Genomic DNA, 23954 nt, shown 5'->3' on the forward strand with positions numbered 1-23954 from the left:
GGGAGAGTGAACATCGACTGGGCCGCGCTGCGCAGCGCCGCCAACACCGCCATGGAACGCGCCTACGCTCCCTACTCCAAGTTCCCGGTCGGCGCCGCCGCGCTGGTCGACGACGGCCGGGTCGTGGTCGGCTGCAACGTGGAGAACGCCTCCTACGGCCTCGGCCTGTGCGCCGAGTGCGGGCTGGTGTCCAACCTGCAGGTCACCGGCGGCGGCCGGCTGCTCGCACTGGCCTGCGTGGATGCCGACGGCCGCCCGCTCATGCCGTGCGGGCGCTGCCGGCAGCTGCTGTGGGAGCACGGGGGCGCGGCGCTGCTGATCGACCACGCGAGCGGCCCGCTGCCGATGTCGGCGCTGCTGCCGCACGCCTTCGACGACCAGGACCTGGACCGCATCGCCGGTGAGCGGGACCGGCGGCCGGCGGTGCCGGCGGCGCTCGCGCTGAAGGTGGGCAGCGGCACCGTCTTCGTGCACCCGGACATCGCCGGCGGGCGGCAGGTGTGGACGTCGTATTGGGATCGCTCCTCCGGCGGCGACGACGAGCCAGCCGGGATCTTGGAGGAAGGACCGACGTTCGCCACCGACGCCGACGCGGTCGAGTGGGGCCGCATCCGCACCCCGCGGGTGGTGGTCGTGGACGCGCAGGGCACCGCGAGCTGGGCCGGGGACACCCCGCGGCCCGCCGGTATCGAACGAGACTGGAGCAGTCGATGAGCTTCGCCGCAGTGGACGTCATCCGCACCAAGCGCGACCGGGGGGTGCTGAGCGACGCGCAGATCGACTGGGTGATCGCGGCGTACACCCGCGGCGAGGTCGCCGACGAGCAGATGTCGGCCCTCGCGATGGCGATCCTGCTCAACGGCATGACGGCGGGGGAGATCGCCCGCTGGACGGCGGCGATGATCGCCTCCGGCGAGCGGCTGGACCTGTCCAAGGTCGGGCGCCCGACCGTCGACAAGCACTCGACGGGCGGGGTCGGTGACAAGATCACGCTGCCGCTCACGCCCCTGGTGGCCGCTTTGGGTGCGGCGGTACCCCAGCTGTCCGGCCGGGGCCTCGGCCACACCGGCGGCACGCTGGACAAGCTGGAGACCATCCCCGGCTTCGGCACCCGGCTGTCCAACGAGGAGTTCGTCGAGCAGCTGCGCACGGTGGGCGCGGCGATCTGCGCGGCCGGCGACGGCCTGGCCCCGGCCGACCGCAAGCTCTACGCCCTGCGCGACGTCACCGGCACGGTCGAGGCGATCCCGCTGATCGCGAGCTCCATCATGAGCAAGAAGATCGCCGAGGGTACCTCCGCGCTGGTGCTCGACGTGAAGTTCGGCTCGGGCGCCTTCATGCGCGACGTCGCCAATGCCCGCGAGCTGGCCCGGACCATGGTCGAGCTGGGCAAGGCGCACGGCGTGGCCACGGTGGCGCTGCTGACCGACATGGAGACGCCGCTGGGCCGGGCGGTCGGGCACTCGATCGAGGTGGAGGAGTCGCTGGAGGTGCTCGCGGGCGGCGGCCCGGCCGACGTCGTCGCGCTCACCCTGGCCCTGGCCCGGGAGATGCTCGACGCCGTGGGCCTGGGCGACACCGACCCGCAGGACGCGCTCGCCGACGGGCGGGCGATGGACTCGTGGCGCGCGCTGGTGCGCGCGCAGGGCGGCGACCCGGACGCGCCGCTGCCGGTCGCCCGCGAGGTCGAGACGATCCGCGCGGAGGCCGACGGCTTCGTGGCCGCCCTGGACGCCTACGCGGTCGGGGTGGCCGCCTGGCGCCTCGGCGCGGGCCGCGCGCGCAAGGAGGACCCGGTGAGCGCCTCGGCCGGCATCCTGCTGCACAAGAAGCCCGGCGACGCGGTGCGGGCCGGCGACGTGCTCATGGAGCTGCGCGCCGAGGACGCGGCGAAGCTGCCGGCCGCGCTGGAAGTCGCCCGGGATGCGGTACGGATCGCCGAGGCTCCCCTGGCCAAGCGGCCCTTGATCCTCGACCGCATCTCCTGATGCGCGGTGTGTCCGAACGGCCGGTTATTGTGCGCGGGTGAGCAAGACGGCGCCGGATCCGCAGCGGGTGCGGGAGGCGAGCCTCGAGGAGTTGCACCGCCTGCGACTCCCCCTTCCCCCGCCCGACTTCCCGCTGGTCTGGGAGCCCGGTGACCAGGTAGAACTGCGCGCCGGCGGCGAGATTGAGGCGCGCGCCGCGTGCCTCAACGTCGTGCTGTCCCGCGCGCTGGGCATGCCGCCGGAGCTCGCCGTCCAGTGGCTGGCCGAGTCCCGGCTGGTCGACCACCTGACCCCTCCGGAGTGGCAGTTCGTGGCCGAGGGGCAGGGCGACGAGCGCTCGTTCGCGCTGCACCTGGAGGCGCTCTTCGCGCTGTCCTGGCTGCTCGGCATCGCGCTGGACCTGGACCCGATGCGCCCGTGCGCGCTCGACGCCCTGCAGGAGCGGCTGCCGAACCTGGCGCAGGGCGAGAGCTTCGACGCGTGGCGTCGCCGCACGCTGGCCGCCCCGCGCGACGCGATCGCCTCGGCGGAGCAGCTGGACCTGTACTACTGCCTCGACTGGTCGCTGCGCCGGCTGCCGGCGCCGGGCCCGATCGACCTCAACGCGGTGGGCCAGCGGCGCTGGGCGCTGGAGTGGGCGGTGATGTTCGCCGGCCCCTACCACGGCGCGCCGCCGCGCTGGGAGCAGGTGGATCTGTCCACCTGAGCTCAGCGGGGCCGCCAGACGGTCAGGTCGACGTCGAGGGTGGCCGCGATCGGCTCGGGCATGCGCTCCAGCGCTTCGGCCACCGCCGCCGGGTCGGTGTGCCAGGCGCTCGGGCCCATGCCCACCAGCGCGTGGGCGTCGGAGCGGGTCAGCGCGAGCGGGGCGCGGATGCGGCGTTCCGCGGACGGTACGAAATCGGCATCCAGGGTTTTGTGCAACCGCTCCCGTTTGGCCGGGTCCACCCGGATCAGGCCGAGCGCGGCGACCAGCTCCGCGAGGTGACCGGCGGCCGGCGTGGCCACGACCAGGGCGCCGCCGGGGCGCAGCACGCGGGCGAACTCGGCGCCGGAGCGCGGGGCGAAGATGTCCAGGATCACCGCCGCCGCGTGGTCGGCGATCGGCAGGCCCTGCCAGACGTCCGCGCGGATGGCGCCGATGCGCTCGCCGGCCTTGGCCGCGCGCTTGAGGGCGGGCTTCGAGGTGTCGACGGCGATTCCGGCATTTTCGGTGGTACCGATCGATCGGGCCAGGTAGTGGGCCGTTCCCGCGCCGACCTCGACCACCGGGCCCGGCTCCTCGCGCGCCACGACGTCGGCCACGGCCGCGGTCAGGGCCTCGAAGTGACCGGCCGCGAGCAGCGCCGCCCGGGCCGCGACCATCTCCGTCGTGTCGCCGGTGTGGACCGGGCGGCCGGCGGTGAGGTCGGCGTACCCCTGCCGCGCGATGTCGAACGAATGCCCCTGCGCGCACCGCAGCGCCCGCTCGGCGGATGAAGCGGATGAAAAGGGTGCGCGGCAGACCGGACAGCGCAGATGGGTGATGACGGCGGTGTGCACGCTACTAGTGTCGGTGCATGGCTGCACCGACCTATGACGAGATCCGTCGCGCGCCCAAGGCCCTCCTCCACGACCACCTCGACGGCGGGCTGCGGCCCGCCACGATCCTCGACCTCGCCGCCGAGATCGGCCACGAGCTGCCCGCGGCCACGCCGGACGGGCTGGGGGAGTGGTTCGTCGCGGCGGCCGACTCGGGGTCGCTGGAGCGGTACCTCGAAACGTTCGCGCACACCGTCGCGGTGATGCAGACGGCGGAGTCGCTGCACCGGGTCGCCCGGGAGTGCGCGCTCGACCTGGCCGCCGACGGGGTCGTCTACGCCGAGGTGCGCTTCGCGCCCGAGCAGCACCTGGAGCGCGGCCTGACGCTGCCCGAGGTGGTCGAGGCGGTGCTGGACGGCTTCCGGGCCGGCTCGGCCGAGGCGGCGGCGTCGGGCCGCCCGATCCGGGTCGCCACGCTGCTGACCGCGATGCGCCACGCCGCGCGCTCGATGGAGATCGCCGAGCTGTCCGTGCGCTACCGTGACGCCGGCGTGGTCGGGTTCGACATCGCCGGCGCCGAGGCCGGATTTCCGCCCACCCGGCACCTGGACGCGTTCGAGTACCTCCAGCGCGAGAACTCACATTTCACCATTCACGCCGGCGAGGCCTTCGGGCTGCCGTCGATCTGGCAGGCCATCCAGTGGTGCGGGGCGGACCGGCTCGGACACGGTGTGCGCATCGTCGACGACATCGGGCCGGACAATGCCCTCGGCCGGCTCGCCGCCTACGTGCGGGACAAGCGCATCCCGCTGGAGCTCTGCCCGTCTTCCAACGTGCAGACCGGCGCCGCCGCCTCGATCCGGGAACACCCGATCGGGCTGCTGCGTGACCTGCGCTTCCGGGTCACTGTCAACACCGACAACCGGCTGATGAGCGGCACCAGCATGTCCCGCGAGATGGCCCTGCTGGTGGAGGCGTTCGGCTACGGATGGCCGGAATTGCAGTGGTTCACGGTGAACGCCATGAAAAGTGCGTTCATTCCGTTCGATGAGCGGCTGGCATTGATCAACGACGTCATCAAGCCGGCGTATGCCAAGCTGGCCTGATGTCCAGATTTGTCACCAGCGATCATCTGGGTGTATCGGGTAAATCGCCCAGCGTTAGGGGATGATCGGCATAAATCTCCACCAAAGGGACATTTATTTCGTCCTTGTACATAAGGCACAGCGGGAGACCTGGGCTTTCTTCTTGGCACAGGACATGGTGGAATCTCGGAGGTCTGGCCCAGTAGGGTCGGCCGGTCGCGGGTGCCTGCTGTTCCACAAGGCGCCGGTTCGGAGGGCGGTGAAGTGAGCAAACGGCCACAGACGCGGGAGCCGGTCTCGTCGCGTCTGCGTTTTCCGGTCGGCCGGCTCCGAGACCTGCCGATCTGGTCCAAGCTCGGCCTGATCATGATCGTCCCGATCATCGCGACGATCGTGGTCGGCACCAACGGTCTCGTCGGCAACATCGGTGAGGCGAACGACGCAGACCGGGCCCGCACCCTGTCCGGCCTCTCCGCCCAGGCCTCCGCGCTGGTCCACGAGCTGCAGAACGAGCGCGCCAACGCCGGCCTGCTGCTCGGCGTGCTCACCGACCCCGGCCAGAATGCCGTCGTCGAGGCCAAAAGCACCTTCGAGCGGCAGGTGCAGAAGACCGACGACGCCGCCAAGGAATACCGGCTCACCCGGTCCGGCCTGGTCGACCCGCCCGAGGACTTCCGCCGCCAGCTCGCCACGATCGACACCGAGCTCGGCGACCTGGTCGGCATGCGCAAGCAGATCAGCGACGGCGGCAAGGACATCCTCGCCAGCACGGTCGTGAACCGCTACCGCACGCTCATCGACGACCTGCTGGGCATCCGCGACTCGGCGGCCGGCCTGTCGAACAACCCGTCGCTGGGCTCCGACATGCGCGCCGCGGCCGCGATCTCCCAGATGAAGGAGCAGGTCGCCCTCGAGCGGGTCGTCGTGCTGCGGGCGCTCACCACGAAGCAGTTCCCGCCGCAGCTGCGCAAGGAGTTCAGCGCCTCCCTCACCGGCTACGAGCAGGCGCAGGAGCAGTTCCGGGTCAACTCCCAGCCCTGGCACCGCGACCTGTTCGACAAGAAGATCTCCGGGTCCGACCTGCGCGAGGCCAAGAAGTTCGAGGGCGTGCTGACCCCGCTCACCAGCGACCAGCTGCCCGACGACATCTTCACGCCGTCCCAGTGGGACAACGCCATGATCAACCAGGCGAACCTGCTGCGCGGCATCGAGGAAGAGTTCGACGAGCACGACATCGAGACCGCCACCGCGCACCGCAACGACCTGCAGCGCCGGGTGCTCGTCACCGCCGGCCTGCTGATCGGCATGCTCCTGCTGGCGATCCTCTTCGCCTGGATCGTGGCCCGGTCGATGGCCCGCTCGCTGCGCGAGCTGCGGCACGGCGCGCTGACCGTCGCCCAGTTCGGCCTGCCCCAGGCGGTGCAGCGGCTGCGCGACCCGGCGCTGGCCACGCAGATGTCGCCGCACCAGGTCGCCCTGCAGATCGCCGAGCCGCTGCCCATCCGCAGCCGCGACGAGTTCGGTCAGGTGGCCGAGGCGTTCAACGCGGTCCACCTGGAGGCCGTGCGCACCGCCGCCGAGCAGGCGGCCCTGCGGGCCAGCGTCGCGACGATGTTCGTCAACCTCGCCCGCCGCTCCCAGATCCTGGTCGACCGGCTCATCGGTCACCTCGACCGGCTGGAGCGCGGCGAGGAGGACCCGGACCGGCTGGCCGAGCTGTTCCAGCTCGACCACCTGGCCACCCGGATGCGCCGCAACGACGAAAACCTCCTGGTCCTCGCCGGCGCCGACTCCACCCGCATCCAGCGCGAGCCGGCCCCGCTGATGGACGTGCTGCGCGCCGCCCAGTCCGAGGTCGAGCACTACACGCGCATCGAGTTCGGCATGATCGACCGGGACATCGAGATCGCGGCGCACGCGGTCAACGACATGGTCCACCTGGTCGCCGAGCTGCTCGACAACGCGACCGCCTTCTCCCCGCCCGACTCGGCCGTCATCGTCGAGGCCCGCCGCGTCGGCGACCGCTCGGTGCTGCTGGTCGAGGACCACGGCATCGGCGTCTCGCCCGAGCAGCTGGCCGAGCTCAACGACCGGCTCGCCAATCCGCCGATGGTCGACGTGGCCGTCTCCCGGATGATGGGCCTCGTCGTGGTCGCCCGGCTGGCGGCCCGGCACGGCGTCAAGGTCGAGCTGCGGGCGGCCCGCGAGCGCGGCACGATCGCCGACATGACCCTGCCGGCTGGCGTGCTCGTGCCCCGGGCGCTGTCCGGGCGGGCGACCGCCGGGATGCCGACCGCCGGCATGCCCGCCGTGGGCCCAAACGACGTCGTTCAGGCCCGGCCGATCCCGTCGGCCCCCGCGCCGCGCTCCCCGCTCTCCTCGCCGCTGGCGCTGGAGAGCGGCCCGACCCCGGGCGGCCTCGGCGGTGGCCTCAGCGGCGCCGGCACGGGCCCCTCCGGGCCGCGCTTCGGCACCCTCACCAGCAGCGGCCTCTTCGGCTCCGGTCCCAGCACCGGCGAGCGGCCGACGGTCAACGGCTTCGCCAACGGCACCACGCCGCGCCCGGCCCCGCCCGCGCCGCCGTCGCGGCCGACCCTGCCGCCGAGTGGTGGCGGCGGCTTCGACACCGGCGGTTTCGACCGGGGCCGTGGCTTCGAGCCGGAGCGCCCAGAGCCTGGCCGCGGGTCCGACACCGGTGGCTTCGACCGGGGCCGTGGCTTCGATACCGGTGGATTCGACCGGGGTCGTGGCTTCGAGTCGGAGCGCCCGGAATCTGGCCGTGGTTTCGACACCGGTGGCTTCAGCACGGGCGGCTTCCGCACCGGCGCCGGCAATGGGGCGGGCCATGGCCCAGGCGCCGGCGGCCCCGGCACCAACGGCCGCGGCCTGCCGGCCTGGTCCGACCTGACCGGCGTGGGCGACGAGCCGCCACCCAGCGGCCGGCCGAGCCCGCCGGCCGAGCGCGGCCCGCTGCCGCAGCGCCGTGCCAACGAGAGCTGGCCGACCGACGAGGCGGCGGTGACCGACGCCGAAGAGGTCAGCGGCCCGATCCCGCGGCAGCGGCCCGGCTTCCCCGGCGCCTACGACGACGTCCCCGCGGGGCCCGCCTCGAGCCTCTCGATGCCGCCGCCCCCGGCCCCGGCGGCGCCCCCCGCGTGGCCGCCGGCCGACCCGGAGCCCGAGCCGCAGCGCTCCGCGCCGCAGCCCGAGCCCTACGCACCGATCGACATGACGGCCGAGATCCCGCGGGTCCGGCTGGACTGGGACCCCGCGCCGAGCGAGAGCGAGCCTCAGGACTCCCGGCAGCGCTTCGTCGATGAGACGATGGAGCTGCCGATCTTCCGAGAGCTCGAGTCGGCGTGGTTCACGACCAAGCGGCAGCCGCTGGAAGATCCCACACCTCCTCCGGCTCCCGCACCTGCTCCACCCTCCCCGAGCACCCGCCCGGTCGAGGTCACATACAGCGAGGCGCCGCCCCCATACGTCGCGCCGCAGCGATTCGAAACCCGCAGTCCGGGTGAAGCTTCGCGAGGTTCGGCCGACCGGGCGTCGAGTGGTCCGGCAGTAAACTGGCACACTGCGGCAGACGAAGGATGGCAAGCGGCAGCGGCACTCGCCGATGCGCAGGAATTTGCGACGACCGACATGGGTTTGCCCAAGCGGGTGCCGATGTCGCAGCTGGTTCCAGGTGGGGTTGAGAAGAACCCCGCCGCGGCGCACAAGCGGACGCCGGAATCCGTGCGCGGTCTGTTGTCGGCGTATCACCGAGGCGTTCAGCGCGGCCGCACGCGGTCCGACGACTCGAAAACCCCGGAGCCGACTTCGGCCGGGCCTCAAAACTCGCAGGTTGGCAAGGAGCAAGAGGCATGACATCTACGCAGGATCTCGGTTGGCTGCTGGCCAACTTCGCGGACCGAGTGCCGGGGGTCGCCCACGCGGTCGCCGTCTCGGCAGACGGTCTGCTGTTGGCTGCTTCTCGTGACCTGCCCCGCGACCGCGGTGACCAACTCGCCGCGATCGCCTCCGGCCTGGTCAGCCTGACCCAGGGGGCATCCCGCTGTTTCGAGGGCGGGGCCGTGCTGCAGACTGTGGTCGAAATGGATAATGGCTTCCTGTTCCTCATGTCGATCTCCGACGGCTCGTCCTTCGCGGTGCTCGCCGCGCGCGCGTGTGACGTCGGCCAGGTCGGCTACGAAATGGCGCTGCTGGTCGACCGGGTCGGTGACGCACTTACGCCGCCGCCTCGGCCTACGGCATCGATGCTCGGCTGAAGCTGAACTAGGTGACAGAGCAATATCCATTACCTGTAACAGACTCATTGGCTGCTTACGAGGCCCGACGAGTGAGGAGGTGAACGGCGAGCATGGCCGAACGCGATGAGCCAACGGGCGCGCTGGTAAGGCCGTACGCCGTCACCCGAGGTCGCACCCGGCCCAAGCTGGAGATTGCGATCGAGGCGCTGGTCGAGACCACCGTGCGTGGCCGGGCGGCCAACTCCCGGCCGGGTGGTGGTCACGGCCAGGAGCAGCAATACATTTCCACGCTTTGCGACGGGCGACTGCAGTCCCTCGCCGAGATCGCGGCGCGCATGCAGCTCCCGCTGGGTGTCGCCCGCGTCATCGTGGCGGACATGGCTGCCGACGGACTGGTCGCGGTGTACGAGCCGACCTCGCTCGACGAAAACGAGTCGGTGGGCACAGAACTGCTTGAGAGGGTGCTGAGTGGACTTCGGAGGCTCTGACGTGGCGCACCGCCCAGGGCGGGTCACGTCAGCGAAGATCGTCATCGCCGGTGGGTTCGGCGTGGGCAAGACCACACTGGTCGGCTCGGTCTCGGAGATCACGCCGCTGACCACCGAGGCCATCATGACCTCCGCCGGTGTCGGTGTGGATGACACCCGCAATGTGCCCGGCAAGACGACGACCACGGTCGCGATGGACTTCGGTCGTATCTCGATCGACCGCGACCTGATCCTGTACCTGTTCGGCACCCCGGGCCAGACCCGCTTCTGGTTCATGTGGGACGAGCTGGTGCGCGGCGCCATCGGGGCGGTCGTGATGGTGGACACGCGGCGACTCGCCGACTGCTTCGCCGCGATCGACTTCTTCGAGCACCGCCGGCTGCCGTACCTGGTGGCCATCAACTGCTTCGACGGCGTGCAGTACCACAACGCCGACGACGTGCGCGAGGCGCTCGCGGTGTCCCGAGACGTGCCGGTCGTGTCCTGCGACGCGCGCTCCCGGGAGTCGACGAAGAACGTGCTCATCTCGCTGGTCGAGTACGTGCTGTCGATGCGCCGCACCCGCGCCACCGCGCCGGCGTAACCGCACACCGCCGCAAGACACCCCCTCAAGCCGCTACCGCGCACCGAGCAGCCCTCTGGGTCGCCCGGTGCGCGTTCGCGTTACGCCCCCTTACGCAGCGTGCCAGCATGATCGCACCCCGCCTTCGCCGCCTTTGCCGGCCCGCTCTGACCCGTCGTGACCAGAACTCTCCGCGATCATGCTGAACCTGCGTTGACATCGCCGGTTTTTCATGATCGCGGAGTAAAAACGTACCTATAGGTACGTTTTGTCTCCAAGATCATGCAAAACTCGCGAAACGGGTGACGACAGCGCATGATCACGGAGACTTTCGTTCGCCACGATGCGGCCGACGACCGCGGGGCGCCTCGGCCCCGGGCGGGCTCTGACCCTTCGCCGCGCAGACCGCTGGGACGATGGCTCCAGCGGCGCTGTCGGCCCGGTGCGGCCCGGGTTGGCCGCCCAGGGTGCAGGCCGCCCCGTTCGTGGGCGTAGGCGGCCTACAGCGCGCGCTAGGCGGCTCCGTTGCGGGTCGGCTGGCCAGGGGAGCGCACTGTCCTGCGGCCCGGCTCCTGGCCTGTCCTGCGGCCCGGCTCCTGGCCTGTCCTGCGGCCCTGCCCTGCGGCTCGGTGGGACAGTCCGGGGCCGCGGCCCCCGTGAAGGGGCCGCGGTGGGGTTAGCGGCGGGCGGAGCGGTATTCGTACTCGCGCTCTTGGTAGTCCCGGGTCGCCTCGCGGCTGAAGTCCCAGCCGCCGGCTGATTCGCGGCCCGGGCGGCCGCCGACCGAGAAGCCGCCGACCTCCTGGCCGCGGCGCCAGCCGCGGAAGTAGCCGGTCGTGTGGGCGGCGATCTGGGCGGCGTCGCGGACGATCCGCAGCGGGCGCTCCGGGTTGTTGACCGGGGCGCCGGGCACGAGGTTCTGCTGGGGGACGCGGCGCGGCAGGCCCGAGCGGGTCTCGTCGCCGATCTCGGGGGCGCTCGCGCGCTGGGCGGCCTGCCAGGCCGTGTCGTTGGAGTTCTCCCAGCTGGGGGCGGGGCTGGCGGTGTCGCCGGTGGAGTCGGCGTCCCAGTCGGTGAACCAGGCCGAGCGGGCGGCCGCGAAGATCAGCAGGTCGCCGTCGCCCTCGTCGGGGGTGGGCTTGGCGGCCTCGCGCTCCGCGGCGGCGCGGCGGCTGCGGCCGGCGGCGCTGCCGCTGCTGCGGGCCGTCGCGCGCTCGGTGCCGCGGTCCGAGTCGACCAGGCGCAGGGCCGGGGGCTCGAAGCGGAACTCGCCGCTGTACTCACCGCTCAGCTCGTCGGAGTAGCCCGCGCGCAGCGCCGGGTCCGGCACCGGGGCCGGCTCGACGAGGCGCAGGCCCGCGGGCTCGGCCGGCAGGTCGCCGGTCTGCCACGGCGGGGGCACCCGGCCCTCGCGCTGGCGGGGCAGCTCGACGTGCCGCTCGGCGCCGCGGGAACGCTCGCTGCGCGGGATCTCGGTGCGGGTGCGCTCGGAGCGGGGAATCTCGGTGCGGGAGATCTCCGTCCGGGGGATCTCGGTGCGGGGGATCTCGGTGCGGGGGATCTCCGTCCGGGACCGCTCCGACCGCGGGATCTCGGTGCGCGAGCGCTCCGACCGCGGGATCTCCGTGCGGGCCCGCTCGGAACGGGGGATCTCGGTGCGGGACCGCTCGCTGAGGACCGGCTCGGCCTGCTGCTCGGCCTCGGCCCGGATGCGCTCGGCGTGCCGGGACTCCCGGGACTCCGAGCGGGTGGGCTGCTCGGCCCGCTCCGCCCGCTCCCGCTCGGCGCGGTTGCGCTCGGAGCGGGTCATGCCGGTGGTCTCCGCGGACCGGTGCAGCTCGGAAGACCGGGCCAGCTCAGACCGGGCCAGCTCAGACCGGGCCAGCTCAGACCGGGCCAGCTCAGACCGGGCCAACTCAGACCGGGACAGCTCGCTGAGCTCGCCGCGGGTCGACGGGTTGAGCGACGGGAACTCGCCCGAGCCGAAGGTCGGCGTATCGAGAGCGCTGAAGTCCGGCGGCTGCGGGATGTCGCTCAGCTTGGGCAGGCTGCTCAGCTCCGAGGGGGAGGCGAGCGGGTCGGCCCCGAACGCATAGGGCGACGTGCCCGCCGATGCCTTGTCCGGCCCGCTCGGCGGCCAGCCGACGCGTGGATCCGGCACCGAGGTGGTCGGGCCCAGGATCGGGGGCTCTCCGAGCGCGCTGAGGTCGCTGAGCCGCATCGCGTTGCTGTCGAGGCCGGCGCCGGCGGCGTGGGCGGCCGCGGGGGAGACCGACGCGGCCGGCGGCGCCGAGGCCGGGACGGTCAGCGGGTCGTAGCCGAACGAGTCGAAGCGCGGCGGCTCGGATCCGCCGATCAGCGGGGCGATGCCCGGGGGCGGCGGTGGCATCAGGGAGGTGAACTGCGGCTCGGCCGCGGTCGGCTGCGGCGGGATCACCGGCGCCGGTGCGACCGGGGGCGGCGAGATCGGTGCGGGCGCGACCGGCAGCGGCGCGACGGGCACGGGCTGCGGCGGGGCCGGCTGGAGCGGCACCGGGATCGACTGCAGCGACGCCGGGGTCGGCGGCTGGTAGGTCGGCGGGATCGGCGGCGCGGGTGCGTAGGTCGGCGTGGGTGGCGTGTACGGGGCGGGCGTATACGGCGGCGGGGCGGCGTGCGCGGCCGGCGTGTAACCCGGCGGGGTCGACGTCACCGGCGGGGCCGAGGTGACCCCGTAGGCCGGCGGCGCCGAGGACACCTGCCCGTAGGCGGGCGGCGCCGACGAGACCTGCCCGTAGGCGGGCGGGCCGGAGATGACGTGGCTCCCGGCGGCCGGCGTGTAGCCGGGCGGGGTCGAGATGACCGGCGGGGTGGACGTCACCGCGGCGGCGGGCGGCGCGGAAACCACCGGCGGCAGGGCCTGGCTCGGCATGGTGCCCGGCGTGCTCTGCGCGCGGCGACGGCCGCCGACGGCGCGCGCGGCGGCCGCCTCCTCGGCGCGAGCGGCCTCGGCGGCGCGGGTCGCGGCCCGGGAGCGGGTCGGTGCGGTGTCGGCGGAGGCGGCGGCCGGGCGGGCGTTGGAGGCCACCGAGGCGGCCCGCGAGCGGGACGGCATGGCGTCCGCGGCGCCGGCCGGGCGCAGCGGCGTGGCGGGGGCGAGCGGCGCGATGGGGCCGCCCGACGTGAGCTGCGCGGCCGGGCGGGGCCGTCCGGCCGTGGCGCGGTGCACGGCCGGGCTCATCTTGTCGGCCAGCACCGCCACCAGGGCGGCGGCCGCGGCGTCGCTCGCCCGCACGGCGGCGACGGACTGCCGGATCGTCTCGGCGACGGCCTCGGTCACGACCCGGTTGACGCCGGTGCGGCGCGGGGTCTCGGCGATCGCGACCCGCAGCGCGGTGATCGCCTCGCCGAGCGTGTTGGCGTCGGCGACGCCGGCGCCGGCCAGTTCCGTCACGACGGTGGCGTCGCGGGTGCGGCCGTTGGCGCCGCCGCCCAGGATGCCGGGCTCGGGCAGCGCGTCGAGGATGGCCAGCGGGATCGCCTCGGCCGGGTCCGGATACGCCCGCAGGGCCGCCGGGTAGAGCTCGCGCAGCACCTCGCGCAGCGTGGCCGCGGCGCTCTGCCGGCCGGAGACGACCGCCGCGTGCGCGGCGAGGACCGGCTTGAGCGGCAGCATGTCGCGCGGCGGGCTCTGCCCGACCGCGGAGAGCACGCCGGCCTGCAGCGCGCGGGCGAGGCCCACGGCGCGGCGCTCGGCGGCGTTGGACTGGATCTCTTCGGGTGACTCGTCGTCGGCGAAGCGCTCGGCGTAGTCGTCGGCCGAGTCGTCGTCGGTGAAGGCGAGGTTGCGGCCCGCCGCGGTGAGCAGCTGGGTGACGACGTGGTCGTCGCTTTCGGCCGCGACCGCTACGGCGGACGTGCCGCCGGAGCGCTGCGCCAGCAGAGCGCTCAGCTCGGCGTAACCGCCGGCGTCGTCGCTCACCTCGCAGATGTCGATGAGTCGGCCGGCGTCGTCGACGACCGCGACGGTCAACCAGATGTCGGAACCCGACTGCGGCTCGGCGAGATCAGCCGACGCCAGACCGCAGTACACCCGAACGAGCGCCACCGCGTCGTCCTCCTCTCGGGACATCAGTTGAGCTTTCGTCACGTCGGTAGGGACTGTCCCGGCGCCCTGCCGCCGTGTTGCCGCAGGTCAAACTGAACGACCTCTAGTGAACAGGTTGACGGCCAGTGACGCGATCAGCCGTTTCGGCTGAATGCCAAGTTGGCTGATCGTCGATCACCGCCGCCACCCGTCCGGCCAGCGGCCGAGTCGAGCCCGCCGTGCGAAAATGCCCACGGCTTAGATCCTGTCGGTCACAAATCAATCACGCCAGTCCACGGCGGCAGAAATCTTGCCAATAATCGTCCGCCAGCCCAGCGCTGCCTGTTGTGCCCCGATTTTCTTCAGCCGGCGCTTGGCGAAGAACCCGCCGACACCGCCCGATGCCGCAGCTCGGAGGCCCTCGTCAAGGTCGTCGAGGGGGGAGCCGGCGGCGAGCGCCGTGCGGACCGGTTCGAGCCGCAGGGCGTAAGCAAGGTCACGTGCCGCCTCGCCCGCCGCGAGGAGCAGGTCGGTGTCCCAGGCGTCCTGGCCGCCGCGCAGGTTCTCCACCACGAGGTCGAGCTCGTAGCGGTTCTCGTCGGTGGGCACGACCGCCGACACCGTGATCCGCGACTTGAGGCTCTCCCAGGTGTCGATCTGGGTCAGGTCGTGCTCGGCGTCGGACTTCACGAACTCGACGAGGCCCTCGACGCTGCGGAAGAGCAGCAGCTTGCCGTGGTGGCTGAGGAACGCGGGAACCTCCTCGGGCTCCTCCTCGTCCTCCTCTGCTTCGTCTTCATCCTCGTCGTCTTCGGCCTCCGCCTCCTCGGCGCCGGCCTCAGCCTCGTCCGTTTCGTCGGTTTCCGGAGATTCATCGGACTCGTCCGAATCCGCGGCGGCCGTCTCGTCGGAGTCGTCCTTCTTCCCCTTGCGCTTGGCGGGCGCGGGGGCCGGGGCGGGCTCCTCCTCTTCCTCGAACAGCTCCGCGTTTTCGAGGATCACGACCCGCTCGTCGTCATCGTCGGCGGCGCGCCGGTCGAGGATCGCGAAGTCGTCCTCCTCCTCGTCGACCTGCGTCGGGGTCAGCTCGTTGGAGAGCCGGTACGCGCGCAGCGTGTAGCCGACGCCCTTGGGCAGCGCCAGCTCGACGGGCTCGATCCGCACGTCGTTCCACATCGCGTCGGCCTGGGCCGAGCGCTCGCTGCCGCCGTCCTCCTCGTTGAAGTCGGCCTCGTCGTCGGCGTCGGCATCGTCGGCGTCGGCCTCGTCGTCGACCTCGACAACGTCAGCGACGTCGGCCTCGTCCTGCACCGCAACCTCGGCGTCGACGTCTTCGACGGCGTCGAGCTCCTCTTCCACCTGCTCGGTCTTCTTGGTCGGCCGCGACGGCGTTGACCGGGAAGACTGCGAAGACTGGCGGGCCACTGTGACCTCCGTAGTCGGGCTCGGCGTGCGGGCACACCAGGGACGTGTGTGGCCTCGCGCACAAAACACCCTAGTGTGCCTGGTCTGCGGCGGTCAGACCCCCTTGGGGTGCCAGACCGTCTTGATCTCCAGCAGCGAGAGCATCCGGGAAAGGCCAGGGTCGGCGGCCCAGTCCGGATCGCTCGGGCGGATCACCCGCTTCAGGTTCTCCGCCGCGGCGGCCTCGAGCTCCGCGGCGAGTGTGGGGTCCGTCACACCGGTCAGATCGATGGCGTTCACGTCCATGTGCGCCGCGAGCCACGGCGCCAGCTCGGCGACCGAGCCGGTCAGCAGGTTGACCACCCCGCCCGGCAGGTCCGACGTGGCGAGCACCTCGCCCAGCGTCACCGCCGGCAGCGGGCGCTCGGGCGCGGCGAGCACGACCACCGTGTTGCCGGTGACGATCGCCGGCGCGATCACGCTCACCAGCCCCAGCAGCGACGAGCCGGCCGGCGCGACGATCCCGACCACCCCGGTCGGCTCGGGCGCGGAGAGGTTGAAGTAGGGCCCCGCGACCGGGTTGGCCCCGCCGTGCACCTGGGCGATCTTGTCGGACCAGCCCGAGTACCACACCCATCGATCGATCGCGGCGTCGACGATTCCGGCGGCGTCACCCGGCGTCAGGCCCTCGGCGGCGGACACCTCGGCGACGAACTGCTCGCGCCGGCCCTCCAGCATCTCCGCGATCCGGTACAGGATCTGCCCGCGGTTGTAGGCGGTCGCGCCGGACCACTTGGCCACCGCCGCCCGGGCCGCCGTGACGGCGTCGCGGACGTCCTTGCGCGAGCCGAGCGCGGCGTTGGCGAGGAAGTCGCCGGAGGCGGCGTGCACCTGGTAGGACCTCCCGGACTCGCTGCGCGGGAACGCCCCGCCGATGAAGAGCTTGTAGGTCTTGCGCACCGCCAGGCGGGCTTCAGTGCTCAAGGTAGGCCTCCAGCCCGTGCCGGCCGCCCTCGCGGCCGTAGCCCGACTCCTTGTAGCCGCCGAACGGCGAGGCGGGGTCGAACTTGTTGAACGTGTTGGCCCAGACCACGCCGGCCCGCAGCCGGTCGGCGACGCTGAGGATCCGCGAGCCCTTCTCGGTCCAGATGCCCGCGGAGAGGCCATATGGGGTGTTGTTGGCCTTCTCGACCGCCTCGGCCGGGGTGCGGAAGGTGAGCACCGACAGCACCGGCCCGAAGATCTCCTCCCGGGCGATCCGGTGCGCCTGGGTGACCCCGGTGAAGATCGTCGGGGCGAACCAGAAGCCGCGCTCGGGCAGCTCGCACGGCGCCGACCAGCGCTGCGCGCCTTCCTCCTCGCCGACCTGGGACAGCTCGCGGATGCGGGCCAGCTGGGCGGCCGAGTTGATCGCGCCGACGTCGGTGTTCTTGTCCAGCGGGTCGCCGACGCGCAGCTGGGCCATGCGTCGCTTGAGCGCGGCCAGGAACTCCTCGGCGATCGACTCCTGCAGCAGCAATCGCGAGCCCGCGCAGCACACGTGGCCCTGGTTGAAGAAGATGCCGTTGACGACGCCCTCGACCGCCTGATCCAGCGCCGCGTCGTCGAAGACGATGTTCGCCGCCTTGCCGCCCAGTTCGAGCGTCAATTTTTTGGGGGTACCGGCGACCGCCCGGGCGATGGCCCGCCCGACCTCGGTCGACCCGGTGAAGGCGACCTTGTCGATGCCGGGGTGCTCGACCAGCAGCCGCCCGGTCTCGCCGGCTCCGGTGATGATGTTGACGACGCCCGGCGGCAGGTCGGCCTGCCGGCAGATGTCGGCGAACAGCAGCGCGGTCAGCGGAGTCGTCTCGGCCGGCTTGAGCACCACCGTGTTGCCGGCGGCGAGCGCCGGCGCGATCTTCCAGGCGAGCATCAGCAGCGGAAAGTTCCACGGGATGACCTGGCCGGCGACGCCCAGCGGGCGCGGGTCGGGCCCGAAGCCGGCGTAGGGCAGCTTGTCGGCCCATCCCGCGTAGTAGAAGAAGTGCGCGGCCACCAGCGGCAGGTCGACGTCGCGCGACTCGCGGATCGGCTTGCCGTTGTCCAGCGACTCGAGCACCGCGAGCTCACGGGAGCGCTCCTGGATGATCCGGGCAATGCGGAAGAGGTACTTCGCCCGCTCCCGCCCCGGCATCGGCCCCCACACGGTGTCGTAGGCGTGCCGGGCGGCGCTGACCGCGGTGTCGATGTCGGCGGCGTCGGCGCACGCGACCTCGGCGAGAGTCTCCTCGCTGGCCGGGTTGATCGACTTGAACGGCTCGCCCTTGCCGTCGACGAACTCGCCGCCGATGAAGAGCCCGTATGAGGCGCGGATGTCGACGATCGAGCGCGACTCCGGCGCCGGGGCGTACGAAAATTCCATGACGGCTAGTCCAGGGTGAAGTAATCGGGGCCGCTGTAACGGCCGGTGGCGAGCTTCGTGCGTTGCATGAGCAGGTCGTTGAGCAGCGTGGACGCGCCGAAGCGGAACCGGTCCGGATCGAGCCAGTCGGGCCCGGCCGTCTCGTTGACCAGCACGAGGTACTTGATGGCGTCCTTGGCGGTGCGGATGCCCCCGGCCGGCTTCACGCCGATGATCCGCCCGGTCTGCTCCCGGAAGTCGCGGACCGCCTCCAGCATCACCAGCGTGACCGGCAGCGTCGCGGCGGGCTGCACCTTGCCGGTCGAGGTCTTGATGAAGTCGGCGCCGGCCAGCATCGCCAGCCACGACGCCCGGCGCACGTTGTCGAGCGTGGCCAGCTCGCCGGTCTCCAGGATGACCTTGAGGTGCGCGGACCCGCAGGCCTCCTTGACCGCCGCGATCTCGTCGTGGACCTCCGCGTAGCGGCCGGCCAGGAACGCGCCGCGGGAGATCACCATGTCGATCTCGTCGGCGCCGTCGGCGACCGCGGCCCGGGTGTCCGCGAGCTTGACCGCCAGCGGCGCCTGCCCGGACGGGAACGCGGTGGCGACGCTGGCCAGGTGCACCTTCGTGCCGCGCAGCGCCTCGGCGGCGGTCGCGATCATCGCCGGATACACGCAGATGGCGGCGGCGCTGGGGCAGGTGGCGTCGGCCGGGTCCGGCCGGACCGCCTTGGCGCACAGTGCGCGCACCTTGCCCGGAGTGTCCGAGCCCTCCAGGGTGGTCAGGTCGACCATGCGGATGGCCAGGTCGAGGGCCTGGGCCTTGGCGGTGGTCTTGATCGAGCGGGTGCCGAGCATGGCGGCGCGCTGCTCGGCGCCGACCTGGTCGACTCCCGGCAGGCCGTGGAGGAAGGTTCGCAACGCGCCTTGTGAGCGCGCGACCTCGGCGGTGAGGGTCATGCGGAAAATACTAGGCTGTCGGCTCGTGGACGTACTCGTGGTGGATCATCCCCTGGCCAAGTCGCGGCTGACCGCGATGCGCGACGAACGCACCGACAACGGATCGTTCCGAGCCGCGTTGCACGAGCTCACGACGATGCTCGTGTACGAGGCCGCGCGCTCGTTCGCCACGGAGCAATTCCCGGTCAACACGCCGGTGGCCATGGCGGAGGGTACTCGGCTGGCCAACCCGCCGCTGCTGGTGCCGGTGCTGCGGGCCGGCCTGGGCATGGCCGACTCGGCGCTGGCCCTGCTGCCGGAGTCGTCGATGGGGTTCGTGGGGCTGGCGCGCGACGAGCACACGTTCGAGCCGCGCGCCTACATGGAGTCGCTGCCCCGCGACCTGTCCGGCATCCCGGTGCTGGTGCTCGACCCGATGCTCGCCACCGGCGGCTCGCTGGAGCACTGCGTGCGGCTGCTGGTCGACCGCGGCGCGACCGACATCACGGTGCTGTGCGTCCTCGCCGCCCCGGCCGGCATCGACCGGCTGGCCGCCTCCGGGCTGCCGATGCGCCTGGTCACGGCCGCGATCGACGAGCGGCTCAACGAGCGCATGTTCATCGTCCCGGGCCTGGGCGACGCGGGCGACCGCCAGTTCGGCGGCATGCCCCGCTTCGGCGACGACCCGGCCTAGCCGGCCCCGACGGCGCCTGGCGGTCGGAAACCGACCAAGCGCTAGTTCGGCGCCTCGAAGCGCCACAAGCGGACGACCGGCCTAGCGGCCCCGACGGCGCCTGGCGGCCGGAAGGCCGACCACGCGCTAGTTCGACCCCCAAAGCACCGCGACGCGGCCAAGCGCTAGTTCGGCCCGCAGGCCGCGGCGCAACGGAAGCGGCCAAGCGCTAGTTCGGCAAGCCGGCCGTCCAAGGCGAGACCGGGGCGCTGCCGCGTGGACAAGCGCTAGTTCGGCAGGCCCAAAGCGGTGGCCGTCTCGGTGCGCAGGGCGGCCAGCGAGGCCGCGGCCCGCTCGCGGGCGCCGGCGATGTCGCCGTCCGCGACCGGCTCGACGACCTCGAGGTAGGCCTTCAGCTTCGGCTCGGTGCCGGACGGGCGCACCACCACCCGGCTCGGGCCGGCCCGCAGGATCAGCACGTCGGACTCGGGCAGCCGGTCCTCGATCGCGGTCACCGGCTCGTCGAGCAGCTCGGCCGGCGGCCGGCTGCGGATGGTGGCCATCGCGGTGGCGATCTCGTCGAGGTCGTCGACGCGCACCGAGAGCTGGTCGGTGGCGTGCACGCCGTAGCGCAGCGCTAGCTCGTCGAGCCGGTCGCCGAGGGTGCGCAGCTCGGCCTTGAGCCCGGCGGCCAGCTCGCAGACCAGCAGGGCCGCGGTGATGCCGTCCTTGTCGCGCACCATGCCCGGCGCCACGCAGTAGCCCAGCGCCTCCTCGTAGCCGTAGACCAGGTCGTCGCCGGCCCGCACGATCCACTTGAAGCCGGTCAGCGTCTCGCCGTAGGGCAGCCCCCGGTCGGCGCACATCCGCGACAGCAGGCTGGAGGAGACGATCGTGGTCGCGTAGCGGCCCCGCGCGCCGCGGCGCATGAGGTGGTCGGCGAGCAGCGCGCCGACCTCGTCGCCGCGCAGCTGGCGCCACACGCCGTCGCGCTGGAACGCCACCGCGCAGCGGTCCGCGTCGGGGTCGTTGGCGATGGCGATGTCGGCGCCCTCCCGCGCGGCGAGCGCGAGCAGCAGGTCGGTCGCGCCCGGCTCCTCGGGGTTGGGAAACGCCACGGTCGGGAAGTCGGGGTCGGGCTCGGCCTGCTCGGCGACGACGAAGGGCGCCGGGTAGCCGGCCGCGGCCAGCGTCGCGGTGAAGACCTCGCGGCCGACGCCGTGCATGGGGGTATACGCCACGGAGAGCTCCCGCGGCACCCCCGGCTCGACGACCTGGAGCGCCGCGTCGACGTAGTCCCGCACGATCTCGTCGGTCAGCACCTCGCCGGGCGGCCCGAGCGGCACGTCGGCGAGCGGGCCGACCTCGCGGATCGCGTGCTCGATCGCGGCGTCGGCGGGCGGCACGAGCTGGGCGCCGTCGGCCAGATACACCTTGTAGCCGTTGTCCTGCGGCGGGTTGTGGCTGGCGGTCACCATCACCCCGGCCGCGGCGCCGTGCCGGCGGACGGCGAACGCGAGCACCGGCGTGGGCAGCGGGCGGGGCAGCAGCAGTGCCCGGCGCCCGGCGCCGGTGGCCACCCGGGCGGTCTCCACGGCGAACGCGTGCGAGCCGTGCCGCGCGTCGTAGCCGATGACCAGCGGCCGGTCGTCCGCCGCCGCGGTGGACGATGCCGCGGTGGACGCCGCCGGGGTGGACGCCGCCGGGGTGGACGCTGCCGCGGTGGACGCTGCCGCGGTGGACGCTGCCGGGGTGGACGCTGCCGAGCCGAGCCAGCGGACCAGGCCCGCCGCGGCGGCCCGCACGACCGCGAGGTTCATGCCGTTGGGGCCGGCGCGCAGCGGGCCGCGCAGGCCGGCGGTACCGAAGCGGAGGGGTCCGGAGAAGCGGTCCTCCAGCTCGGCGCCGTCGTCCAGCAGGGCCAGCAGCTCCTCGCGGCTGGCCGGGTCGGGGTCGTCGGCCAGCCAGGCCTCGGCCGCGGCCCGCAGGGGCAGATCACGCTCCGTGGAGGTCATCTGCCCTTCTTAGCATCCATCAGGGCCCGGTCGACGGCGTAGTGAGCTTGAACGACCGGACCATCTCGTCGAAGATCGCCTTGCTCTCGGTGAAGCGCGCGTCGGGCACGGTGACGAAGAAGTGGTACGCCTTGCCGTTGACCACGACCGCGTTCCACAGGGCGTGGCGCAGCTTGTCGCCGGAGCCGCACTGATACTCCAGCAGGGCCGCCGGCTGCCCGTCGAGCTTGTCCTCGGTCAGGTTGACCCGGTTGTACGGCGCCTCGCAGCTGGTCGGCGTGGCCTTGAGCCGGTTCTCCGCCGCCTCGAGGAAGGCCCTCGGGTTGGTCGAGGCCTTCTCGATGTTGACCCGGATCCGCCGGTTGGCGTCGGCCGGGTCGGTGATGTCGTAATACGGCGCGCTGGCGTTGCCGAGCTTGGTCATCCTCCAGCCCTTGGGCACGTTGACCGTGATGCCGCCCGGGTGGCTGAACGGTTCCACCTCGAACGGCGGCGCCGCCGGGGCGCTGGAGGCCGAAACGCGCGGCCCTTGGCCCTGCTTGTCGCCGTCGCCGCCGGAGAACAGCCCGGTCGCGGCGCCGATGCCGAGGAACAGCACCACCGCGATGCCGGCCGCCACGGCGACCTTCGCCCAGGTCGGGGCCGCCTTGGCGCGGCCGACGAACTGCCGGGCCAGGTCGCCGCCGCCGGGCTGGCTCGGCCCGACCGGCGGGCCCTGGGCCCAGTCGTCCTGTGCGTACTCGGGGGCATACGCGTTGTAGCGGTCGGCGCCGGTGCGCTCCAGCTCGCCCTCGTGGCCGCCGGCTCCGGCGGGGCCCCCCGAGTGCATGCGGCGCAGCGCGCCGCTGACCGTCTCGCCGGGCGCGATCATGGCCCGGCCGCCGATCTGGCCGCTGGGCTGCTGCGGGTGGACCATCGTCGGCTGGTGGGCCGGGCGGACCACCGCATACGGATCGGTGAGGTGGGCCGGCGCGTTGCTGGCCAGCGGCCCGGCGAGCAGGTCGCGCAGCACCGCGCGGGCCGTCTCGACGTTCCACCGGCGGGCCGGGTCCTTCTCCAGCAGCCCGTAGAGCACCCCGGCCAGCGGGCCGGCGCGCATCGACTGTGCCGGCGGCTCCTCGACGACGGCGCGCATGGTCTCGAACGGGTCGCGCTTGTCGAACGGCGGGCGGCCCTCGACGGCCGTATAGAGCGTCACACCCAGCGAGAACAGGTCGCTCGGCGGGCCGAACTTGGCGCCGATCGCCCGCTCGGGCGAGATGAAGTGCGGCGAGCCGAGCACCATGCCGGGCGTGGTCAGCTCGCTGTCGGTGGGCATCCGGGCCACGCCGAAGTCGGTGAGCACGCAGCGGCCGTCGCCGCAGATCAGCACGTTGGCCGGCTTGACGTCGCGGTGCAGCACCCCGGCGGCGTGGGCCACCTCGAGCGCGCCGAGCAGCGCGATGCCGATCTTGGCGACCGCCCGGGCAGCCAGCGGGCCGTCCTCGACGATCATCTCCGCCAGGCTGCGGGCCTGCAGCAGCTCCATCACGATCCACGGCCGGCCGGCCTCGGTCACCACGTCGTAGACCTGCACGACCGCCGGGTGGGAGAGCGCCGCGGCCGCGCGGGCCTCGCGCAGCGTGCGCTGATACATCGAGTCGCGGTCGCTGGGCGCCAGCCCCGGCGGCAGGATCACCTCCTTGACCGCCACGTCGCGGCGCAGCAGCGTGTCGCTGGCGCGCCAGACGGTGCCCATGCCGCCGTGACCGATGGCGGTGCGTAATGCATACCGCCCCCCGATCACCACGCCGGGCGCGGCGCGCTGCCCCGGCACGGGGGGAGCCGTCGAGCCCGGCTCGCGCGGCTCGCGAGCGGGTCCGTTGGAGGGAGAGTCGGTGCCGCGCGCAGGATCACGCCCGGCTCCGGCGGAGGCCAGTGCACCGGTGGGTGGCAGGGGCTCACCATGCCACGTCGGAAGCTGAGTCACAGGCAGTAAACCGTCATGGGAGGGGGAGGTTGACTTCTCGCCCCACTATCTTGCTTGCTGCTGCTCGGTTAAGAAAGGTGGGGTCCGCTCCTTCACCGTACCGTGACCCGCGGACAACCGAACGTGCCGATCATGTCGCCCTGCGGACCCCTCGCAGGATTGAACCGGATTGAATTCGTTCATCCGGGGAACCAGGGCAGGCGGATGGAGCGTCTAGGCAGGTGACGGAAACGTCGGTGGAACATCGGCGCACTAGGTTTGCTGGATTTCCGATCGCCACCGCCGATAGTCGGACGAGCGGTGCGTCGCCGGGCCTCGCGTTCATGCCACCCTGCGACGTCTCTCGTCACTGTGCGTCGAACAGCGACGACTGAAGGCTTGGCGCCGCTGCGGAAGTTTGTCGCGACACCACGTGACCGTGGCGCCTGTCACCCGTTAAAGGAGGTGGGGGGTCTTTGTCTGGATGGGAGGCCGCTGTCCCGGCCGGGCCTGCTGATTTGCGCCTTCATGGGGGTCTGAGTGACGCTCAGCTATTTCAACATCACGAGAATGATGTTGCGCTCCGTCACCTTGACCCGGTTAGTCTGTCCATGGCACGCATGAGGC

Annotated in this window: 17 protein-coding genes; 9 read left to right on the forward strand and 8 right to left on the reverse strand. The window is 72.6% G+C overall.

The genetic code is table 11. The features are described 5' to 3' along the window. Window positions 1–6 precede the first annotated feature (6 nt). From ACQPXD_RS04205 to ACQPXD_RS04215, 3 genes are read left to right on the forward strand one after another with little or no spacing between them, the layout of a single operon-like run. Window positions 7–714, forward strand: a complete 708-nt coding sequence (locus tag ACQPXD_RS04205) for a cytidine deaminase (RefSeq protein ID WP_432834991.1) — start codon at window positions 7–9, stop codon at window positions 712–714. After that, window positions 711–1988 carry a thymidine phosphorylase gene (locus ACQPXD_RS04210; protein WP_432834993.1) on the forward strand — a complete coding sequence of 426 codons (1278 nt, stop codon included), beginning with the start codon at window positions 711–713 and terminating at the stop codon, window positions 1986–1988. The genes ACQPXD_RS04205 and ACQPXD_RS04210 overlap by 4 nt, the downstream gene beginning before the upstream one ends. Window positions 1989–2025: 37 nt before the next feature. Beyond that, window positions 2026–2694: a DUF4272 domain-containing protein gene (locus ACQPXD_RS04215; protein ID WP_432834995.1), complete on the forward strand. Its 669-nt coding sequence runs from the start codon at window positions 2026–2028 to the stop codon at window positions 2692–2694. Window positions 2695–2696: 2 nt separating this feature from the next. On the opposite strand, the gene ACQPXD_RS04220 is transcribed toward ACQPXD_RS04215, so the two are convergent. Then, window positions 2697–3530: a putative RNA methyltransferase gene (locus ACQPXD_RS04220; RefSeq protein ID WP_432834997.1), complete on the reverse strand. Its 834-nt coding sequence runs from the start codon at window positions 3528–3530 to the stop codon at window positions 2697–2699. Window positions 3531–3547: 17 nt separating this feature from the next. On the opposite strand from ACQPXD_RS04220, the gene ACQPXD_RS04225 reads away from it, so the two are divergent. The 5 genes from ACQPXD_RS04225 (at window position 3548) to ACQPXD_RS04245 (ending at window position 9918) form a co-directional block, all read left to right on the forward strand. Next, window positions 3548–4615 carry an adenosine deaminase gene (locus tag ACQPXD_RS04225; protein ID WP_432834999.1) on the forward strand — a complete coding sequence of 356 codons (1068 nt, stop codon included), beginning with the start codon at window positions 3548–3550 and terminating at the stop codon, window positions 4613–4615. A gap of 243 nt (window positions 4616–4858) precedes the next feature. After that, complete coding sequence (locus tag ACQPXD_RS04230) at window positions 4859–8464, forward strand: sensor histidine kinase (protein ID WP_432835001.1); 3606 nt, start codon at window positions 4859–4861, stop codon at window positions 8462–8464. Continuing rightward, the gene (locus ACQPXD_RS04235) at window positions 8461–8865 is read left to right on the forward strand and encodes a roadblock/LC7 domain-containing protein (protein ID WP_033358336.1); all 405 of its coding nucleotides are present in this window, start codon (window positions 8461–8463) and stop codon (window positions 8863–8865) included. Before ACQPXD_RS04230 ends, ACQPXD_RS04235 begins: the two co-directional genes overlap by 4 nt. A 92-nt stretch (window positions 8866–8957) precedes the next feature. Continuing rightward, complete coding sequence (locus tag ACQPXD_RS04240; protein WP_432835003.1) at window positions 8958–9335, forward strand: DUF742 domain-containing protein; 378 nt, start codon at window positions 8958–8960, stop codon at window positions 9333–9335. Continuing rightward, window positions 9316–9918 (forward strand): GTP-binding protein, encoded by a 603-nt coding sequence (locus ACQPXD_RS04245; RefSeq protein WP_432835005.1) that lies wholly within the window; start codon window positions 9316–9318, stop codon window positions 9916–9918. Before ACQPXD_RS04240 ends, ACQPXD_RS04245 begins: the two co-directional genes overlap by 20 nt. A gap of 655 nt (window positions 9919–10573) precedes the next feature. Here ACQPXD_RS04245 and ACQPXD_RS04250 read toward each other — a convergent pair. The 5 genes from ACQPXD_RS04250 to deoC form a co-directional block, all read right to left on the reverse strand. After that, window positions 10574–14008: a hypothetical protein gene (locus ACQPXD_RS04250; RefSeq protein WP_432835007.1), complete on the reverse strand. Its 3435-nt coding sequence runs from the start codon at window positions 14006–14008 to the stop codon at window positions 10574–10576. 234 nt (window positions 14009–14242) lie between these two features. After that, window positions 14243–15322 carry a DNA primase gene (locus tag ACQPXD_RS04255; RefSeq protein WP_432835008.1) on the reverse strand — a complete coding sequence of 360 codons (1080 nt, stop codon included), beginning with the start codon at window positions 15320–15322 and terminating at the stop codon, window positions 14243–14245. Window positions 15323–15481: 159 nt separating this feature from the next. After that, the gene (locus ACQPXD_RS04260) at window positions 15482–16351 is read right to left on the reverse strand and encodes an aldehyde dehydrogenase family protein (protein ID WP_432835010.1); all 870 of its coding nucleotides are present in this window, start codon (window positions 16349–16351) and stop codon (window positions 15482–15484) included. Continuing rightward, window positions 16341–17771, reverse strand: coding sequence for an aldehyde dehydrogenase family protein (locus ACQPXD_RS04265; protein ID WP_432835012.1), 1431 nt, complete (start codon window positions 17769–17771; stop codon window positions 16341–16343). Before ACQPXD_RS04265 ends, ACQPXD_RS04260 begins: the two co-directional genes overlap by 11 nt. 5 nt (window positions 17772–17776) lie before the next feature. Beyond that, window positions 17777–18712, reverse strand: coding sequence for a deoxyribose-phosphate aldolase (gene deoC / locus ACQPXD_RS04270; protein ID WP_432835014.1), 936 nt, complete (start codon window positions 18710–18712; stop codon window positions 17777–17779). 25 nt (window positions 18713–18737) lie between these two features. Between deoC and upp the strand changes: the two genes are divergently transcribed. Then, on the forward strand, window positions 18738–19385 hold the full coding sequence (gene upp, locus ACQPXD_RS04275; protein WP_432835016.1) for a uracil phosphoribosyltransferase: 648 nt from the start codon (window positions 18738–18740) through the stop codon (window positions 19383–19385). A gap of 266 nt (window positions 19386–19651) precedes the next feature. Here upp and ACQPXD_RS04280 read toward each other — a convergent pair whose 3' ends face one another. Beyond that, a complete protein-coding gene (locus tag ACQPXD_RS04280; protein WP_432835018.1) occupies window positions 19652–21379 on the reverse strand; it encodes a phospho-sugar mutase in 1728 nt (575 codons plus the stop codon). A 19-nt stretch (window positions 21380–21398) separates the two neighbouring features. Next, on the reverse strand, window positions 21399–23195 hold the full coding sequence (locus tag ACQPXD_RS04285) for a serine/threonine-protein kinase (protein WP_432835020.1): 1797 nt from the start codon (window positions 23193–23195) through the stop codon (window positions 21399–21401). Window positions 23196–23954 lie beyond the last annotated feature (759 nt).

Source organism: Dactylosporangium sp. CA-092794, from assembly GCF_050948465.1.
Classification (GTDB): domain Bacteria; phylum Actinomycetota; class Actinomycetes; order Mycobacteriales; family Micromonosporaceae; genus Dactylosporangium.

Bases quoted from the DNA above. Each gene is read 5' to 3' on its own strand.
- ACQPXD_RS04210 (WP_432834993.1), top strand. From the start codon at position 711: ATGAGCTTCGCCGCAGTGGACGTCATCCGCACCAAGCGCGACCGGGGG.
- ACQPXD_RS04225 (WP_432834999.1), top strand. From the start codon at position 3,548: ATGGCTGCACCGACCTATGACGAGATCCGTCGCGCGCCCAAGGCCCTC.
- ACQPXD_RS04235 (WP_033358336.1), top strand. From the start codon at position 8,461: ATGACATCTACGCAGGATCTCGGTTGGCTGCTGGCCAACTTCGCGGAC.
- ACQPXD_RS04240 (WP_432835003.1), top strand. From the start codon at position 8,958: ATGGCCGAACGCGATGAGCCAACGGGCGCGCTGGTAAGGCCGTACGCC.
- ACQPXD_RS04250 (WP_432835007.1), bottom strand. From the start codon at position 14,008: ATGTCCCGAGAGGAGGACGACGCGGTGGCGCTCGTTCGGGTGTACTGC.
- ACQPXD_RS04265 (WP_432835012.1), bottom strand. From the start codon at position 17,771: ATGGAATTTTCGTACGCCCCGGCGCCGGAGTCGCGCTCGATCGTCGAC.
- deoC (WP_432835014.1), bottom strand. From the start codon at position 18,712: ATGACCCTCACCGCCGAGGTCGCGCGCTCACAAGGCGCGTTGCGAACC.
- ACQPXD_RS04280 (WP_432835018.1), bottom strand. From the start codon at position 21,379: ATGACCTCCACGGAGCGTGATCTGCCCCTGCGGGCCGCGGCCGAGGCC.